Raw genomic sequence first — 17,272 nt, 5'->3', positions numbered from 1 at the left:
TCAAGTAACAACTAGCAGACAGAACTCAACCTGATGAAGAACCTCCTGGTCCGCATATTCGGAAAGAAGAATCCCATGACGAACATCACCATCATCGGTAACGGCAACATGGCCCGAGGCATCGCCACCCGCGCCCTCGCCGCCAACCAGAGCGTCGAGATCCTCGGCCAGGATGCAGGCAACGCCCAGGCCCTGGCCACCGAGCTCGGCGGGGGAGTCACCTTCGGCAGCATCACCCAGGCTCCCAAAGGCAGCATCGTGGTGCTGGCCGTGCCGTTCGATGCCGCCAAATCCCTGGTGACCGCCTACGGAGAGGCGTTGGCTGGCAAGACCATCGTGGACATCACCAACCCCGTCAACTTCGAAACCTTCGACTCCCTGGTGGTGGCACCCGGTACGTCCGCCGCCGAGGAAATCGCCAAGCTCGCCCCCGCCAGCGCCCACGTGGTCAAGGCCTTCAACACCACCTTCGCCGGCCCCCTGGTGGCAGGTGAGTCCGGCGGCCTGCCGCTGGATGTCTTCATCGCCGGTGACAACGCCGCCGCCACGGGTGCAGTGGGCAGCTTCGCCAGTGCCGCCGGCCTGCGCCCCCTGGTGGTGGGCCCGCTCAAGCGGTCCAGGGAACTCGAAGGCTTTCAGTTCGTCCTGATGACCATGCAGGCCAACCCCGAGTTCGCCGACTTCAACTGGGACACCGGGCTCCAGGTCACCAAGTAAATGGAAACCACCGAGACCGGCCACGTCGTGGCAACGGCCGGATCCTCCGACCCGGCGCAGCCCCTGGTGGTGCTGCTGCATGGCCGCGGCTCCAACGAACAGGACATCATCGGCCTCGCCGGCCACTTGCCGGAAGGTCCCGCTTACGCGGCGGTCCGGGCGCCTATTGCCGAAGGCGGGGGCTATGCGTGGTTCGCGAACCGCGGCATCGGCCGCCCTACCGCTGAATCACTGGCCGAGACTATGGCCTGGTTCCGCACGTGGCTTGACACCGTGTCGCCGGTTGGCCGCCCGGTGGTGCTGGTCGGGTTCAGCGGCGGGGCAGCCTTCGCCGGGGGCCTGCTGCTGGCAGATCCCCAGCGCTCCACAGGCACCGCGGTCCTGTACGGCACCCTGCCGTTCGACGCCGGCGTGCCAGTCACCCCAGGCCGGCTGGCCGGAGTGCCCGTCTTCGTTGCCCATGGCGAGCAGGACCGGGTCATCCCGGCCGAGCTGCTGCAGCGCACCTGGGACTATCTGCACGCAGAATCCGGTGCAGCCGTGCACTCCCGCCGCGATCCCGGCGGACATGGCATTACAGGGCAGACGCTGGCAGAGCTCGGCAGCTGGATTGAGGATCTGCTGACACCTGAGGGCTAGTTTCCCTCCGGTGAAGCGAAGGCAAGCGGCCGACGGCGGGAGGTCCCGCCGTCGGCCGCTTCTGTTCTCAGGCGCGCCGGCTGTCAGCGCCTGCGGGTGAGGGCGGCGTAAGAGGTGCGGAGGTGGCCTTCCATCAGGGCGCGGGCACGGCTGTCATCGCGTTGGGTGATGGCATCGACGATGAGGCGGTGGTCCTGGAGGCTGCGCCGGAGCTCGTCCGGTGCGTAGTACTGGAAGGACCCGGACATCAGGGGTGCCAGGGCGAGGTCTTTAGCGATGTTGAACAGTCTGGGTGAGGCGGCGGACGCGAGGATGAGGAGGTGGAGTTCGTGGTTAAGTTCGGCGATCTCGGCACGGTACCCGTCGGCCTGCTGCTGCGCGAGTTCATCCATGCGGTCACACAGCCGGTTCAGTTCCTCAAGTTGGGAAACTGACCGGCTGTGTGCTGCAAGGCCTGCTGCATGGGATTCAAGAAGGGCCCGGATCGACATCACTTCAGCGGCGTCGGCGTTGGTCCATTCGGCCACAAAGACGCCGCGGTTAGGCGACACAACGACCAGGCCCTCATCCGCGAGTTCGCGCAGGACGGTCCGGATGGGGGTGCGGCTGAGGGCGTATTCCTCGGACAGGGCGCGCTCGGTGAGGTGGCTGCCGGGAGGGAGCCTGCCGGTGGTTATTTTGGCGCGCAGATCCTCCAGTACGTCCTGACGCTGCGTGTCCATTACCCTCCCGAGACCAGCCATGATCTCAGCGGACCACGAATGCTACCTAACCCAACAGCCTAGCCTCAGGGACGGCTCAGTCCGAGCAGTTCCAGGGTGGAGGCGCCTTCCCGGATCTGTGCCCGCATGGCTTCCTCTTTGAGTTCCCGGTGCTCCGAGGAGGTGAGGGCTGTATCGACGTCGGCGGCGGCGACCCTGACCAGTCCGTCCGCGTCGCCTACCAGGATGTCGCCGGGGTGGACCAGCACTCCGCCGATGGTGACGGGGACGTTGATCCGTCCTTTTTGGACCTTGGTGGTTTTGCGGATGCAAACCCCCCGGGTGAAGACGGGGAAGCCGGAGGAGATGATCTCCTGGCTGTCGCGCACTGCACCGTCGATGACAAGTCCGGCAAGACCGCGTTCCTGTGCGGCGAGGGTCAGGACGTCACCCCACGGGCCGGCCTGGGTGTAACCCTTGGCATCGACCACGAGGATGTCGCCTTCGCCGGCTTCGAGCAGGGCGACGTGGATGAACCAGTTGTCGCCGGGTTCCAGATCGAGTGTTACCGCGCGTCCCGCGATCCGCGTTTTCGGGTCAAGGGGCTTGATGGCGGGGTCAATAGCGTCGCGCTGGCCGTTGGCTTCGTAGACGGTGGCTGCTCCGAGGGCAGCCAGGCGGCTGAGGCGGCTGTCGGTGGTTTGGGTGGTGGTCATTTGTGGTTATCTCCTGTGGTGACGAGTTCTGCTTCCGCGTCGGCTTTTTCTTCGGCGTAGCGGGCGGTGGCTTCTGCCTGGCGGACGAATTTCAGGCCTACCACCATCGCGGCGGCGATGAGGCAGGTGATGCTGACCATTGCGAGGCCCCAGTTGTTGTTGCCGGTGGACTCCTTGAGGGCGCCGAAGGCAAACGGACCGACGAAGCCGCCAAGGTTGGCGAGGGAGTTGATGGCCGCGAGGCCCACGGCTGCTGACTTTCCGGTGAGGAAGAGTGAGGGCAGGGACCAGAATGGGCCGTAGGTGGCGTAAACGGCAACGATGATGACTGTCAGCAGGACGATCGAGAGCATCAGGTTGTTCACGGCAAACGGCATGAGCGCCAGACCGCCGCCTGCGGCAATCAGGGGGATGCCCACGTGCCAGCGGCGTTCACGGGTTTTGTCCGAGTGGCGGGCCCAATAGACCATGAAGATCGCAGCGACGCCGTAGGGGATGGCGTTGAGGTATCCGACGGCGGTGTTGCTCAGCTGGGTGGATGCTGCCGCGATGATCTGCGGGGTGAAGAATGCCAGGACGTAGATGGCCACAGATTTGCTGTAGTAGATCAGGGAGAGCGCCAGGACGCGGCCGCCGATGAGGCTGCGCCAGAACGAGACGTGGCCGTGGCGTTCTTCCTTTGCAGCCTGTTCAGTTTGAAGGGTGGTTTCGAGCCAGGTCTTTTCCTCCGCGGTCAGCCACTTGGCCTTGGCCGGGGAGTCCACGAGGACGAACAGCACCACGGCTGCCAGGATCAGGGCGGGCGCGCCTTCGAGGATGAAGACCCAGCGCCAGCTTTCCATGCCAAGCCAGTGGACATTGTCCAGGAGAAGTCCGGACAAGGGGGCGGCGATGACGGTGGCCAGCGGTAGGGCGATCATGAAGAGGGCCACCACCCGGGCCCGTTCGCGCTCGGGGAACCAGAATGACAGGTACAGGATCACGCAGGGAAAGAACCCTGCCTCGGCGACGCCGAGCAGTGTGCGTGCGATTGCCAGCTGGGTGAAGTCCTGCACAAAGCCGCAGGCTACGGCCACGATGCCCCACGAAACCAGGATGCGGGCGATCCAGCGCCGGGCGCCGACCTTGCGCATGAGGATGTTGCTGGGCACTTCGAAGAGGAAGTACCCGATGGAGAAGAGGCCCGCTGCGAGGCCGAACTGGGCCGTGGTGATGCCCAGGTCCGCATTCATCTCCTTGGCCACGAATCCGAGGTTGGCCCGGTCGATGAACGCGATGATGTAGAGCACCACGAGCAGCGGGAGGATGCGGAACTTGATCTTGCGGACGGTCGCGTCCCCCACGCGGGGACGGTTTGCTACGGCGCTCATGCTGTCACTTCCTCTGCTGCCGGAGCTGTTGTTGCCGGGAGGGCGAAGGTGTCCAGCCACTCCAAGGATGCCTCAAAAGTGCCATCGGCGGGCCCCCCGGTCCGGGCGAGGTTCTCGGCGGTGACGGCAAACTTGCCGGCCACGTGTCCGGTCAGTTCCGCGGGGTATCCGGCACGGTCCAGCTGGGATGCGGCCTCAAGGACTTCCGCATGGCGCCGGACTGAATGGGCCGGATGGGTGGCAACCATGCTCTTGAGCAGGTCCGTGAAAGGTGCCTGGTCAACATCACCAAGGACCGTGTAAAGCTGATCAAGCACACCGTATGCCCGGGCTGCGGGAAGGGCTTCGATAGCCAAGGCTTCAATGCCCTTCATGATCACCGAACGCAACAGCTTGACCGTTACGGCATCCCCGGGTGCACTGTCCGGGAGAACCCGGACCGGCGCACCAGCGGCGGCCAGGAGTTCTTCTACCGCAGCGTTGCGTTTCCCTGCAAAAAGCAGCGGCGTCTGAACCCCCTTCAGAGCGACGGCGCCGGTAATGGCGATATCGATGTATTCGATGCCCGACGCCGCCGCTCGAGCGGCCGACTCGCGCTTGGCCCCGGCCGCGGCAGTGGTCATGTCAACGATTGTCGCGCCCGGAGACAGGTGCTGCACCAGCGAGTCGGTCACGAACGGCAGGATCGAACCCGGGACGCAGACCAGGACAAGGTCCTGATCTGAAATCCAGGCCGAAACCTCCGGGCGGATCGGAACCCCGGTGCGTTCGGACCAGGCTTTGGCCGGAGCGGGTGGCTGCGGATCCGAAACGGAAATTGCGTGGGCGGCGTTCGCTGTGAGCGCCTCAGCCCAGCACAGGCCAACTTGGCCAGAACCAATGATCGTGGTTTTCAAGACAGACTCCTTCGTCGCAAATGTCTGTGACCAAGAATACAACATGAGTACCATTTGGCAATGACCTGCATAAAATCTCGGCGTAAGGCCAACATTGTACTTATTTAGTACTCTGTGTTTGTGGGTCTGGAAATCGGCGCTCGGGGCAGTGTCAGTGTGCGGTTCCAGTGCTTGGGCGCCGCGGAATGGACTCAAGGCGACGGACTTCCCGGTGGCTATCTCGGCCTCGCTGGTGGACTGCGACCCTTCGGAACGAGGGGCGCGAGGACTATCGGTTAGGTGCTGATGTCCCAGTGGACCCGGATGGCCTCGGCAAGGGGGCCAGCGGTAACGTCCACGCGGAAAGCAACGGGCGCGGTTCCGATTTCCTCGATGACGGCGTCGCGGTAGACGCGGCCGCAGGAGGGGCACAGGGTGTAGAGGTCCTCATCCTCCGGCCACGGCGCCAGTCCCGCGGGGACGGCGGTGTTTTCGCCGATGTAGACGGGGACGCCCTCCGAATTGGCCTGGATCAAGCCGTCCTTGCGACGGTATTGCCGCACACGCAGGTGATGGTGGTGACATCATGACCCACAACTTCGGCGGTTTCCGTGTCCATGATGACCTCCCTGCGCTGGAAGAGACGTGCTGGTATCAGCTTAAGCCTGCTGGCCTCGGAGAGCGCCTGACAAAAGGAAACGGGCGACGGCGGTACGTCCCGCCGTCGTCGGCACGCCGTATCATCGGACACATCTGTCCCTTTGAGAGTGGAGTAACCCATGCAGCTCGGCGCATTTTCGATCAGCCTCACCGTGAAGGACATCGCCGCGTCAGCTGCGTTCTACGAGAAGCTCGGCTTCAGCAGTTTCGGCGGCGACATCACCCAGAACTGGCTGATTCTGAAGAACGGTGAGACGGTCATCGGCCTCTTCCAGGGAATGTTTGAGCAGAACATGCTCACGTTCAACCCGGGCTGGAACCAGAACGCGGAAGCGGTGGAATCGTTCACCGATGTGCGCGAACTGCAGCGGGACCTGAAAGCCAAGGGCGTGGAGTTCCTTTCCGAGGCCGACGAGTCAACCACCGGCCCGGCGAGTTTCATGCTCGCGGACCCCGACGGCAACCCGGTGCTGTTCGATCAGCACGTCTGACCGCAAATCCACAATGGGGCAAAACCGCGCCCAAGTTGGTTGCCTCTCAGGCAAATTTCTTCAGCTCGACCTTGCGGATTTTTCCGCTGGCCGTGCGGGGCATCTCGTCGACGAAGACATAGGACTTAGGAATCTTGTATCGGGCAAGGCGCCCGCTGAGGTGTTCCCTCACCTGTTCGCCAGTGAGTGACGCTCCTTCGCGAAGCAACAAGACTGCTCGAGGGACTTCCCCCCACTTCTCGTCCGGGACCCCGATGACGGCGACGCTGGCCACGGCCTCGAGCTCGGTGATGGCTTGCTCCACTTCGGCCGGGTAGACGTTTTCGCCGCCTGAGATGATCATGTCCTTGAGCCGGTCCGAGATGTAAACAAAACCTTCGGTGTCCTTGTACCCCATGTCCCCGGACTTGAACCAGCCATCAGGTGCGGTGGACTGGAGGATGGCTTCCGGCTGGTTCCAGTACTGGCTGATGACGTTGGGACCCTTGATGTGGATTTCCCCTACGGTCTCCGGTGGGGCCTGGCCGCCGTCAAAGCCGGTGATGCGGACGTCGGTGAAGAAGTGGGAAAGCCCCGACGAACCTGCCTTTTCGCGAGAACGGTCTGCGGGAAGCACCGTGGCGCCTGGGGCGGTCTCAGTCATGCCGTAGCCGTTGGAGAAGCGCAGGCCCCGCAGCTCATAGGAGTCCAGGACCCGCAGGGGAACAGCAGATCCGCCGCAGGTCAGCTTCTTCAGGGAGTTGAGGTCCGTGCCTTCCCAGTCCGGGTGCTCGCAAAGCATTTGGAATGTGGTGGGAACACCACTCAGTGTGGTCACGCGGTGCTTCTGTATCAGTTCAAGGGTTCGCTTGGGATCGAACTTGGCTTCGAGGACCACCGTCCCGCCCTTCAGGAGTGTGGGCAGTACCCCCATGTTCAGGGACGCCACGTGGAACATCGGGGAAATCATGAGCGCCACATCCGTGGAAGCAAAATCGAAGTCCACTAAGACATTCATGCAGTTCCACACCACGTTCCCGTGCGTCAGCAGTGCCCCCTTGGGCCGCCCGGTGGTGCCCGAGGTGTAGAGGATCATGGCGCCGTCGTCGAGCCCGACGGTCTCATCCCGGAAGTCGTCCGAGACGGTGGCGAGCACCGACTCGAAGTCTTCCACGGCAAAGGAGCCCCGGCCCGGGATGTTCTCCGAGGGCGCGGCACCGCCCTCGCTGATGTCATCGACGACGATCCTCCGCGTCAGCGGTGTGCCGTCGGAACCCCGAGTCGCAAGAACATCCAGGCTCCGGGGGTGGATAAGAATCCTCGCCCCGCAGTCCTGGAGCTGGAACTGGATCTCCGGAGGTGCCAGACGTGTGTTGAGGGGTACGAAGATGGCGCGAAGCAGGCCTGCCGCGAAGAGGGTTTCGAGGAAGGCCGGGTGGTTTTCGCCCAAGTAGGCCACCCTGTCGCCCTTGGCTACGCCACGGTCCCGGAGGGCGTTGGCCAGGCGGGCACTCCGGTCCGCGAACTCCACATAGCTCAGTTCCCGGTTGCCGCTGATCAGCGCGGTCTTGTTACCGGATTTGGGGCGGCGACGCTGCAGCCAGGAGCCGATGCCGAAGTTCTCCACGGCGGTCCTTTCTTCGAGTAGGGAGTGGTGGATTACTTGTAGAAGCGGGCGAGGAATTCGGCCACAACGGCGGGACGTTCCTGGCCCTCGATCTCGATGGTGTTGGCGACCTTGATCTGGGCGCCGCCCTTGACCTCGGCGACCTCGGCGATGGTTGCCTGCATGCGGATGCGGGAGCCCACCTTGACGGGGGAGGTGAAGCGGACTTTGTCCAGGCCGTAGTTGACCTTGGCAGTGACACCATCCACGTCGAACAGCTCGCCCCAGAACGGGATGATCAGGGAGAGGGTGAGGAAACCGTGGGCGATGGGGGCTCCGAACGGGCCGTCCTTGGCGCGCTCAGGGTCGACGTGGATCCACTGGTCATCGCCCGTGGCGTCAGCGAATTTGTTGATCTGTTCCTGGGTGATTTCGATGTACTCGGTGGCGCCGAGATCGGTGCCGGCGAGGGTGAGCAGTTTGTCGAAGTCGACGACGAGATTGGGCATCTTGGGCTCCTGAAAGTTGGTGTGTGGGTTGGGGTTAGCGTGCGTTAGGGGGTGGTGCTGTCCAGGCCAAGAAGGCGGACGGCGTTGTGCTTGAGGATTTTGGGCCGGACTTCGTCCTTGAGCGGGAGGTCAGCGAACGCGCCGAGCCATTTCTGAGGGGTGATGAGCGGGAAGTCCGTGCCGAACAGGACCTTGTCCTGCAGCACCGAGTTGGACATGCGGACCAGCGACTCGGGGAAATACTTCGGTGACCAGCCGGAGAGGTCGATGAACACGTTGGCCTTGTGGGTGGCGATGGAGTTGGCCTCGTCCTGCCATGGCACTGAAGGGTGCGCCATGATGATCCGGAGTTCCGGGAAGTCCGCGGCCACCGCATCGAGCAGCAACGGGTTGGAGTAGGCGAGTTTGATGCCGTAGCCGCCGGGAAGGCCTGCGCCCATTCCATTCTGGCCGGTGTGGAAGATCGCGGGCAGCCCGAGTTCCTGGAGGGTTTCCCAGAGCGGGTAGAACTGTTCGTTGGAGGGATCGAAGCCTTGCAGGGACGGGTGGAACTTGAATCCTCGTGCTCCGAGGTCGATGGCCTGGTGCTTGGCGCCCTGGATCGCTTCGGTGCCGGTCCGCGGATCCACGCTGCCGAACGGGATCAGCACGTCGTTGTTCCGGGCGGCGCCGGCGATCAGGTCCTCGATGCTGTTCGGCTCGTGCTTGAGCTGGGTGCGGGCATCCACGGTGAAGACGACGGCGGCCATGTTCAGTCCGCGATAGATCTGGGCGATGCGGTCCAGGGACGGAGTGCGGTCCTCGGATTTGAAGTACTTCGCGGAGGCCTCGGTCAGGGCCGGCGGCAGGGACTGGTGGCCGTGGCCGTCCACCTCGAGGTGGACGTGCATGTCGATCGCATCGAGCTTGGCGGCGTCGATGCCCAGTTCATAACGGGGTGCGGCCATCTCAGCGGGCCTGGGCGGGTTCGGGCTTGAGGTCCTCCGGGAGGGGGAGGAAGTCCTCGCCGACGCTCTGGAGCTTGTCGCCGAAGAGGCCGTCAAAGTTTTCGACCAGGTCCGTGTACCCCCAGCCGCCCTCGCGGTATTCGGTGGCGGCTGCCTCGGGGTGGGTCCAGAGCTGCAGCCGGTCACCACCGGCTCCGATGACCTGGCCGGTAATCCCGGCCGCCGCGTCAGAGGCGAGGAAGGCAACCAGGCCGGCGACGTCGTCGGCCGTTCCGAACCCGAGGTCGTGGCGGAAGAAGGACGGCATGGCCTCGCCGCGCTCGTCCGCTTCCACAGCCTTCTGGAAGTACGGGACAGTCTTGGTCATGGCAGTGGCTGCCACCGGAACGACGGTGTTTACCGTGACGCCGGCCTTTTTCATTTCCAGGGCCCAGGTCCGGACCATGCCCACGATTCCGGCTTTGGCGGCGGCGTAGTTGGTCTGGCCGAAGTTGCCTCGCTGCCCGGTGGGGGAGCCGATGGTGATGATCCGGCCCTGGACGTTGTCCTCCTTGAAGTGACCGAACGCCTCGCGGACACACGTGAACGTGCCCTTCAGGTGGACGTTGATCACCAGGTCGAAATCTTCATCGGTCATCTTCAGCAGGGACTTGTCGCGGAGGATGCCGGCGTTGGTGACCAGGATGTCCAGCCGACCGAACTCCGCCACGGCCGTCTCCACGAGCTGCTTTGCTACTTCACTGCTGCCCACCGGAGCGACGACGGCAACCGCGCGGCCGCCGTCGGACTCAATGGTGCGCACGGCTTCCGCCGCGACGTCCGCGTCGACGTCGTTGATCACGATTGCGGCGCCCTGACGTGCCAGCTCCCGGGCATAGGCCAAGCCCAGGCCGCGGCCGCTTCCGGTGACGATTGCTACTTTGCCTGACAGGCTCATGGCTGCTCCTTCGCTAGCTGAGGTGCATCCTGCCGTCCGGCGTGGGATGCTGTTCTATATCCATGAAAATACTTATTGTTGAAAATGTCAACGATTAATCTTTGGGACTATTGGAGCGGATATTGGGAATCGAGACTCACCCCGACAAACAGGCTGTTGGAGACAAGCTGGTGCAGGCCTCCCTCACCAACGACATGGGCTTTCTCCTGGCCAAGCTGCACGCCGCTGGGTCCGTGCTCAACAACCGGGCTCTGGCTGTTTTTGGCCTCAAGGAACGCTCGTACTCGGTGCTGGTCCTGGCCAACAGTGGGCTGGAACCGACCCAGCGTGAACTCGCGGATTTTCTCAGCCTTGATCCCAGCCAGATCGTGGCACTTGTGGATGATTTGGAGAAGCGGGGCCTGGTCGCCAGGGCTGCCGGAAAACAGGACCGCCGGGCCAAGACTGTCACCGCAACGCCGAAGGGTGCCAAACTCCATGGAGAGGCTGCCGAGGCGGCCATCCGCGCCGAGGGTGAGGCGCTCAACGGACTCGAACCGGACGAAGTTACGGTGCTCAAAGGACTGCTCCGCAAGGCGTTGTGGGGTAGAAACCTTGACTAGGGGCGGACCCGGCTGGTCAGGAAGTCCTCAATCGCGCCACTGAGGGCCGCTGCGTCCGTAGACCGTGGATCCGCATTATTCGCGCGGATCTCGAGGACGGGGACGCCGGCTTTTTCAAGCGCTTCAGTAGTGAAGTGGGCACCGGGTACGTCATCGGCTACAAGGTGCACCACGCCGTCCACCCCATGGGTAAGTGCCTCCTTGACGTACCATTCGTCAGCCCAACCCGGCATGTAGAGCTGGTCAGTGAAACCGGCGAACCGTGCCGCGAGTGCCCGCATGGGGTCCTCCCCGTAACGCGGATAGCCGTCTGCAGCGATCGCCAGGTACATGGACCAGACGAAGACCGCACCGTACTTTTCCTCGAAACGTGAGTAGAGGTCCATGTCGAACCACAGCCCGCGGCCGATCCACATCAGGCGGGTCTTTTCACCCGGGCAGACGGCGTCACCCTTGTCCACAGCCGCCTGGACCTCTTCATAGAGGCTTTTTGCCGCGTCCCGGGCCCAGGCGGTGCCACGGTGCCACTGGGGAATCATGACGCTGTTGATGATGTCGTGGACGCCGATGGGTGCCGGACGCGTTGCCGCCAGGAGGTCCCGGGTCTTTCGGTTCCACTCGGCCTGCTCGTTGACGAGGTCCATGACGTCTGAAAGTTTGGCCAGGTCAAATGTAAGTCCGGTATTCTGCTCGAGGAATTTCACGAGCTGCCAGTTTTCGTCGGTCATCAGGTCCAGGCGGTCAGGACCGAATGCTTCTTCCCAGTTCCTCGGCACCAGCTCCCACCACTGCTCGGGAGCCTGGACCGCCGATGAGCGCTCGAAGGGAAAGAACTTGGTCTTTCCTGATTCGGCCCAAAGGTCGAAGACCTTCCGCGCGGAGTCGCTGCTGTTTTCAGCGATGACGAAGTCAGGTGTGGGCAGCCCGCCCCACGGTGCCACGCCCGGCGGAAGATGCGAGGCGCCGAAAGACACGGCGTCGTACTGGCGGGAGTAATCCGGGAAGCCACGGCCCCGCAGGGCATCAAGGCTCCGGTCGGCAAGCCTCTTGGCCGAGACCACCGAGGCCCACCATTGATTGACCACATACTGAATGCCCATGGACCTGAGGATCTCCTGCGGCGCATCGGCGTTGACAAGGGCAAGGGGCGCCCCCGAGCCGACCGATTCCTGCAGGCCCGCGAACCAGGCTTTTTGGTAGGCCGATGCCCTGGTGGCGGATTCCAGTCTTTTGGTGTTCATCAACGCCTCCCGGGCGATACGGTGCTCAACAGGGGTTCCAGCGATTCCCGCAGGACCGCCGGTTCCGGTTCAAAGGGCTGGCGGCTCAGCAGGACCGACGGTATGCCCCGGTCCTGGAGGTATTCGGCTAGTTTCGGGTAGTCCCAGGCAGGCGCGTCGTCGAATCTGCGGGTCAGGCAAAAGACGGCCTCGGCGCCGCAGGATACAGCCTGATCAGCGCCCCACCGGGCATGGACAGCCAACGGGGAAATAGCCGCCGCGGGGCTTCGGTAATGGTAAGACTCGGCCAGGCGGGCCAGAAGTTCCTCATAGCTGGCTCCAGCCGTGACGGCAACCGGAGCAGGGGCTGCAAGTAGACCCCAGTCGTGGTCTTCGCCGATGATCCGGACTCCCAAGTCCTCAATGGCGCGGTATAGGACGTCCTGATCCTGGGCGCTGCCAAAGAAAAACAGACGTAGAGCAGAGTCCCCGCCCGTGGCCGTAGCTGAAAAAGTCCCCACCAGTTCTGCCACCCATTGGGCCGCTTCCGAAGGCGGCAGCGATTCTGCAGCCGCAGCCACGTGGAGGCCGGCAGTTCCGGACAACAGGCCTGATTGACGGAGCGACTGGACGGATGCCAGGTGTCCGCGCAGCACTTGGAAGCTCGCGACCGAGGCCGCCAGCGAAGCAGGATCCGGCGACGCTCCCGTCCACTGGGACAGCGTTTCGGCACACGCAGCGACTTGGCGCCGGTTGTACAGGGCCGTTGATTCCCGGGAAAGGTGCAAAAGGTCAATCAGGTGGACCGGCGGCATCCCGGGGCGGCGGGCGGCCAACTCGCGCAGCACGTAGAAAAGCTGCAGCGAAGCTTCGCAGTCCCTGGAGATCATGATCCCGGACAAGAAGTCCAGCTCTTTCGCGAGAATCTGGGTCAGGATCGAATGCGCCGCGTGATCGGTCGCCTCGCCGAGGAGTTGCACCGCTTCATCGGATGACGGGCCGGTCTGGCTGTGGAGCCGGAGCGGCAGCGCGCCCGCGGCGGCGATGAGTTCGCGGGGGACATCGGCACCCACAAATCCGACGACGGCGGTTCCTTGCCCGGCCCGCTTACTGGCCCGGGCCACCCGCAGTGGATAGTGCTCGGCGAAGTCGTCCAGAATGCTTTGCCGCCGGACGCCGGTCACAGGACGCCGCTGCGCTTGAGTTCGTCGATTTTGGTGTCGGAGTATCCGAGGAACCGGCTCAGGATGTCCTGCGTGTGCTGGCCAAGGCGCGGGGCAGGCTTGTCCAGTGTGGTCTCGGCACCGGACATCAGGAACGGCATGCCGGGCCCCACCAGCTCGCTCTCAGTGCCGGCCTCGGGGTGCTTCAGGCGTACTACTTCGCCTCGGTCAAGGACCCGCTGGTCCTGGACCGCTGCCGCAGGAGACCGGACCTCGGCTGCCGGGGCTCCCGCCGCTTCCAGCTGTGCAAGGACCTCGTCCAGGGGGAGGGCCTTTGACCATTCCCCGATCATGGCGTGGAGTTCGTCGGCGTTCTGGACCCGGCCGTCGCGCTTGGCAAACCTTGGATCGGTAGCCAGTTCCGGACGCCCGATGGCCGCCAGAACGCCGTGGGCGAACTTGTCCGTGGGTGCGCAGAGTGCGAACCAGCCGTCCTGGGACTCGAAGGTCCCAAAGGGGGCAAGCCGGGGAACCATCTCACCGGTGCGGGTGGGCAAGCCGATCTTCTCGAAAGCATCGAAAGGCTCGGCGGCCAGCAGGGAGGTCAGCGAACCCAGCATCGAGACATCAATATACTGGCCCTGGCCTGTGGATTGCCGCTGGACCACCGCGCCAAGGGTCCCAATGACGGCGAAGAGGGGTGCCACCAGGTCACCCACCGGGAGGCCGAAGCGGACGGGATTTCCGCCGGGCTCACCGGCAGTCATCATCACGCCGCTGAGCGCCTGAATGATGGTGTCCATCGCCTTGCCCGTGCCGCCGGTCTGGTTGGACCCGAAGCCGCTGATGGAGGTGTAGATCAGAGCGGGGTTGATTTCGCGGAGGTCGTCGTAGGAAATGCCGAGCCGCTTGGTCACGCCGGCGCTGAAGTTTTCCACCACGATGTCTGCCGTCTTGGCCAGATCGAGCAGGACTTCGCGGCCACGGGGATCCTTCAGGTCGATGGTGATGCTCTCCTTGTTCCGCGCCCGGGAGAGGATGGAAATGGACATGTCGTCTTCCGAGCGCCGCTGGACGTTCAGGCCTTCGCGGCCCAGGTACGGGGAGTTGTTGCGGGCAGCGTCGCCGCCTGTACCCGGATTCTCCACCTTGAGGACGCGGGCACCGAGGCCCGCGAGCAGGAGAGTGGCGTACGGGCCGGCAAGGGCAGTGGTGAGGTCAATGACGGTCAGACCGTCAAGGGGGCGGCTAGACATGGTGGTTCTCCTGATCGGGATGGGCCTGTACGAGCACATGCTCGCCGTCCCACGTAAAAGTTGTCGAAAAGCCGGCACTCCGGCTGATATCGGTGATGTAGGCCAGAACGCGCTCGCCGGTTTCGGTCGGGCCGTGGGGGACCGGGCGGGCATCGTCGTCAATCCAGCACGGCACAAACCCGGCGGACACCAGGCGGCGCCCGTCAAAAGTGCACACGGCTATGGCGGTGTTGCGGCTTTCCGGGTGAAAAGGGTAGGTGGGCATGCCGGGGTCCGGAGCGAAACCGAACATCTTGACCCTGCGGGCCGCCCACTCTGCACGTTCGGCGGATTCGCCATCCGCGTTCAAGGCCTGCGTGACTGTGACAAAGTTGCCCAGCCCATGGAAGATCGGCACGCCCCGATACATTTCGATGCCGCGCATGATGTGCGCATGGTGCCCGATCACAACGTCTGCGCCGGCATCCACCGCAGCGTGGGACAGCGGAATTTCGTAGTCGGCCAGGACGGCCGGGGTGTGGCCGATGCCCTTGTGAAGGGCAACCACCACCAGGTCCACTTCTGCCTTCAGCTTGCGGATATCGTCCTGCATGCTCCGGAGGCTGTCAGGTGCCGTAAATGTGTAGATGGTAGGCGGCCCGCCGGGCGTTGCGGAATCAAGTTCGTAGTGGGTCAGTACTTTGACGTAGGCCGCGCCTGCTTTCTGCGAAGCAGCCCAGGAATCCCGCGGTCCGACGCAGTTGAAGCTGAGGATTCCAACTGTGGTGCCGTCTTTGGTGATGACGGCCGGTTTGCGGGCATCCGCCAGGTTGGCGCCTGCGCCGGCAGTGAGGAGACCGGCGTCGCGGCTGAAGGCGATGGTGTCCAGCAGTCCTTCGGGACCGGCGTCGTAAATGTGATTCCCGGCGAGGGTGACCACATCAAAGCCGGCTGCGGCGACGTCCTTCAGGGCAGCGGGATCCGCGGCCGGCGCCGGGACGTCAGTGCTGGCCTGGACAGTTGTGTGGGAGTGCGGCACTTCGATGTGCCCGATGGCAATATCCGCTTTGGTGATGACGGCTGCCGAGGGCGCGAGGAAGAACGCAGGATCGGGCTCGTCCAGGACAAGATCCCCGACGGCGGCGATGGAGATCGTCACGCTGTGACCCCTTCGGTGGGAGCGGTGGGGGAGCCGGAGTTGGTGGAGCGGGCGTTGAACCGGGAGAGGAAGGAGCGCAGCCGTTCAGTCTTCGGGTGGCCGAAGAGTTCCTCCGGCGGTCCCTGCTCCACGATCTTGCCGTTATCCATGAACACCACGCGGTCGGCCATCTGCCGGGCGAACTCCATCTCGTGGGTCACCACCACCATGGTCATTCCCAGAGAGGTAAGGTCCCGCAATACAGACAGGACCTCGTCAACGAGTTCCGGGTCGAGCGCGCTCGTCGGCTCGTCAAAGAGCATGATCCGGGGACGCGGTGCGAGTGCCCTGCAGATGGCGACGCGTTGCTGCTGTCCACCGGACAGCTCGCGTGGGTGGGCATCGGCTTTCGCGGCCAGGCCCACCTTCTCCAGCAGGTAGCGGGCGCGTTCCTCCGCCTCTGCGGAGGTGTTGCCGTGAACGATCCGGCTGGCGCCGGTGATGTTTTCCAGCACCGTCCAGTGCGGGAAAAGGTTGAACTGCTGGAAAACCATGCCGATCCGGCGCCGCTGGCCGGCAATGCTCTTCTCGCTCAGAGGACGCGGACGTCCGCCGTGCAGCTCGTACCCCAGGAGTTCCCCGTCCAGGTACATGGCACCGCCGTCGATGCTCTGGAGCTGGTGGATGCAGCGCACCAGCGTGGATTTACCGGAGCCCGAGGGTCCAATAACCACCACAACCTCGCCGTCCTGGACTTCGAAATCGATTCCGTCCAGTGCTTTGTGATCGCCGAACGATTTGCGCAGGTTCTCCACGCGGAGGACCGGGCTGTTGCCGGTTGTTGTTTCAGTCATCAGATCCCGCCTCCGAGGCCAAGAAATTTGAGTTTTCCTGCAGGTGTTTTCATTGCGTCATAGCCGCGGCCGTACCGGCGCTCCAGCTTCTTCTGGAAGAAGGTCAGGACAGAAACCGCCACCAGGTACCAGATGCAGGCAACCAGCAGCATGGGGATGACCTGGTACGTGCGGTCAGCGATGGTCTGTACCGAGAACAGCAGGTCGGTCATGGCAATGACACTCACCAGCGACGTGCCCTTCAGGGTGGCGATGAACTGATTGCCGAAGGGCGGCAGAATGACCCGCATCGCCTGCGGCATGATGATCCGTGTGAATGTCTGCCAGGGCGTGAAGCCTGCCGCTTTCGCTGCATCACGTTGGCCCTGATCCACGGACGTGATGCCCGAGCGGATGATTTCGGACATGTACGCACCTTCGTGCAGGCTCAGCCCGATGATTGCTGCGGACAGCGGTGTGATGACCGAGTTGGTGGGCCAGGACACAAGTTCGGGGCCGAAAGGGATTCCGATCCCAATGTTGGGCACCAGGAAGCCAAGGTTGAACCAGAAAATCAGCTGGACCAGGGGCGGGACCGCCCGGAAGATGCCAATGTACAGGCGGCTGGCCCAGCGGGCCGGACCAAAGTCGCTCAGCTGGGCGGTGGCCAGGACCACGCCCAGCAGCGTGCCGGCCACCATGGCAATGACCGCCAGGAGCACGGACATCCAGAGGCCGTTCAGGACCGTGGGGAAGAAGAGGTATTCCCACACGACATCCCAGCCGAAGTTGGGGTTGGTCACGAGGAAGTAGGCGAGCTGGACCCCGATGACCAGGAGAACTGCTGAAAGTACCCAGCGCCAGGGCTGAAAACGGGGAACGCTGTTTGCGACGTCGATTGCGGGCTGTCCCATAGGCTGGAGGACCGGACTGG

19 protein-coding genes are annotated in these 17,272 nt (G+C 63.8%); 4 read left to right on the top strand and 15 right to left on the bottom strand.

The genetic code is table 11. The features are described from left to right. The first annotated feature begins 75 nt into the window (after positions 1-75). Entirely contained in the window at positions 76-717 is a 642-nt protein-coding gene (locus tag ACP7AX_RS17535) for an NADPH-dependent F420 reductase (RefSeq protein ID WP_426228250.1), read from the top strand. Continuing rightward, positions 718-1,356: an alpha/beta hydrolase gene (locus ACP7AX_RS17530; RefSeq protein ID WP_426228248.1), complete on the top strand. Its 639-nt coding sequence runs from the start codon at positions 718-720 to the stop codon at positions 1,354-1,356. It abuts the gene before it with no gap. Positions 1,357-1,439: 83 nt separating this feature from the next. Here the strand turns inward: ACP7AX_RS17530 and ACP7AX_RS17525 are convergent, their stop codons facing one another. From ACP7AX_RS17525 to ACP7AX_RS17505, 5 genes are all read right to left on the bottom strand, one after another. Continuing rightward, a complete protein-coding gene (locus tag ACP7AX_RS17525) occupies positions 1,440-2,078 on the bottom strand; it encodes a GntR family transcriptional regulator (RefSeq protein ID WP_426228246.1) in 639 nt (212 codons plus the stop codon). 65 nt (positions 2,079-2,143) lie between these two features. Beyond that, positions 2,144-2,773 (bottom strand): 4-carboxy-4-hydroxy-2-oxoadipate aldolase/oxaloacetate decarboxylase, encoded by a 630-nt coding sequence (locus ACP7AX_RS17520; protein ID WP_426228244.1) that lies wholly within the window; start codon positions 2,771-2,773, stop codon positions 2,144-2,146. Continuing rightward, positions 2,770-4,143, bottom strand: a complete 1,374-nt coding sequence (locus ACP7AX_RS17515; protein WP_426228242.1) for an MFS transporter — start codon at positions 4,141-4,143, stop codon at positions 2,770-2,772. The genes ACP7AX_RS17520 and ACP7AX_RS17515 overlap by 4 nt, the downstream gene beginning before the upstream one ends. Next, positions 4,140-5,039 (bottom strand): NAD(P)-binding domain-containing protein, encoded by a 900-nt coding sequence (locus ACP7AX_RS17510; protein ID WP_426228240.1) that lies wholly within the window; start codon positions 5,037-5,039, stop codon positions 4,140-4,142. Before ACP7AX_RS17510 ends, ACP7AX_RS17515 begins: the two co-directional genes overlap by 4 nt. A 275-nt stretch (positions 5,040-5,314) precedes the next feature. Then, on the bottom strand, positions 5,315-5,554 hold the full coding sequence (locus ACP7AX_RS17505) for a hypothetical protein (protein WP_426228238.1): 240 nt from the start codon (positions 5,552-5,554) through the stop codon (positions 5,315-5,317). A gap of 243 nt (positions 5,555-5,797) precedes the next feature. Here ACP7AX_RS17505 and ACP7AX_RS17500 point away from each other — a divergent pair, with 243 nt between their 5' ends. Further along, positions 5,798-6,169, top strand: a complete 372-nt coding sequence (locus ACP7AX_RS17500) for a VOC family protein (RefSeq protein ID WP_426228236.1) — start codon at positions 5,798-5,800, stop codon at positions 6,167-6,169. A 46-nt stretch (positions 6,170-6,215) separates the two neighbouring features. On the opposite strand, the gene menE is transcribed toward ACP7AX_RS17500, so the two are convergent. From menE to ACP7AX_RS17480, 4 genes are read right to left on the bottom strand one after another with little or no spacing between them, the layout of a single operon-like run. Then, positions 6,216-7,775 (bottom strand): o-succinylbenzoate--CoA ligase, encoded by a 1,560-nt coding sequence (gene menE, locus ACP7AX_RS17495; protein ID WP_426228233.1) that lies wholly within the window; start codon positions 7,773-7,775, stop codon positions 6,216-6,218. A gap of 32 nt (positions 7,776-7,807) precedes the next feature. Further along, on the bottom strand, positions 7,808-8,263 hold the full coding sequence (locus tag ACP7AX_RS17490) for a MaoC family dehydratase (RefSeq protein WP_426228231.1): 456 nt from the start codon (positions 8,261-8,263) through the stop codon (positions 7,808-7,810). 44 nt (positions 8,264-8,307) lie between these two features. Further along, positions 8,308-9,210 (bottom strand): amidohydrolase family protein, encoded by a 903-nt coding sequence (locus ACP7AX_RS17485; protein ID WP_426228229.1) that lies wholly within the window; start codon positions 9,208-9,210, stop codon positions 8,308-8,310. Between the two features lies 1 nt (position 9,211). Continuing rightward, a complete protein-coding gene (locus ACP7AX_RS17480; RefSeq protein ID WP_426228227.1) occupies positions 9,212-10,147 on the bottom strand; it encodes an SDR family NAD(P)-dependent oxidoreductase in 936 nt (311 codons plus the stop codon). Positions 10,148-10,341: 194 nt separating this feature from the next. On the opposite strand from ACP7AX_RS17480, the gene ACP7AX_RS17475 reads away from it, so the two are divergent. Next, entirely contained in the window at positions 10,342-10,749 is a 408-nt protein-coding gene (locus ACP7AX_RS17475) for a MarR family winged helix-turn-helix transcriptional regulator (protein WP_426228309.1), read from the top strand. Here ACP7AX_RS17475 and ACP7AX_RS17470 read toward each other — a convergent pair. Genes ACP7AX_RS17470 through ACP7AX_RS17445 form a run of 6 tightly spaced genes read right to left on the bottom strand, consistent with a single transcriptional unit; the run spans position 10,746 to position 17,252 of the window. Continuing rightward, complete coding sequence (locus ACP7AX_RS17470; protein ID WP_426228225.1) at positions 10,746-11,990, bottom strand: 2-hydroxyacyl-CoA dehydratase; 1,245 nt, start codon at positions 11,988-11,990, stop codon at positions 10,746-10,748. The two genes, ACP7AX_RS17475 and ACP7AX_RS17470, sit on opposite strands and share 4 nt — an antisense overlap. Further along, the gene (locus ACP7AX_RS17465) at positions 11,990-13,153 is read right to left on the bottom strand and encodes a 2-hydroxyacyl-CoA dehydratase (RefSeq protein ID WP_426228223.1); all 1,164 of its coding nucleotides are present in this window, start codon (positions 13,151-13,153) and stop codon (positions 11,990-11,992) included. The genes ACP7AX_RS17470 and ACP7AX_RS17465 overlap by 1 nt, the downstream gene beginning before the upstream one ends. Further along, positions 13,150-14,388: a CaiB/BaiF CoA transferase family protein gene (locus ACP7AX_RS17460; RefSeq protein ID WP_426228221.1), complete on the bottom strand. Its 1,239-nt coding sequence runs from the start codon at positions 14,386-14,388 to the stop codon at positions 13,150-13,152. Before ACP7AX_RS17460 ends, ACP7AX_RS17465 begins: the two co-directional genes overlap by 4 nt. Beyond that, a complete protein-coding gene (locus tag ACP7AX_RS17455) occupies positions 14,381-15,526 on the bottom strand; it encodes a CapA family protein (protein ID WP_426228219.1) in 1,146 nt (381 codons plus the stop codon). Before ACP7AX_RS17455 ends, ACP7AX_RS17460 begins: the two co-directional genes overlap by 8 nt. Then, a complete protein-coding gene (locus tag ACP7AX_RS17450; RefSeq protein ID WP_426228217.1) occupies positions 15,523-16,359 on the bottom strand; it encodes an amino acid ABC transporter ATP-binding protein in 837 nt (278 codons plus the stop codon). Before ACP7AX_RS17450 ends, ACP7AX_RS17455 begins: the two co-directional genes overlap by 4 nt. After that, complete coding sequence (locus ACP7AX_RS17445; protein ID WP_426228215.1) at positions 16,359-17,252, bottom strand: amino acid ABC transporter permease; 894 nt, start codon at positions 17,250-17,252, stop codon at positions 16,359-16,361. Before ACP7AX_RS17445 ends, ACP7AX_RS17450 begins: the two co-directional genes overlap by 1 nt. Positions 17,253-17,272: the final 20 nt, after the last annotated feature.

It is taken from the genome of Pseudarthrobacter sp. DSP2-3-2b1 (assembly GCF_049895945.1).
In the GTDB taxonomy this organism is placed as follows: domain Bacteria; phylum Actinomycetota; class Actinomycetes; order Actinomycetales; family Micrococcaceae; genus Arthrobacter.
Note: the sequence above shows the minus strand (reverse complement) of the source record. Positions and strands in the feature narration are given on the sequence as shown.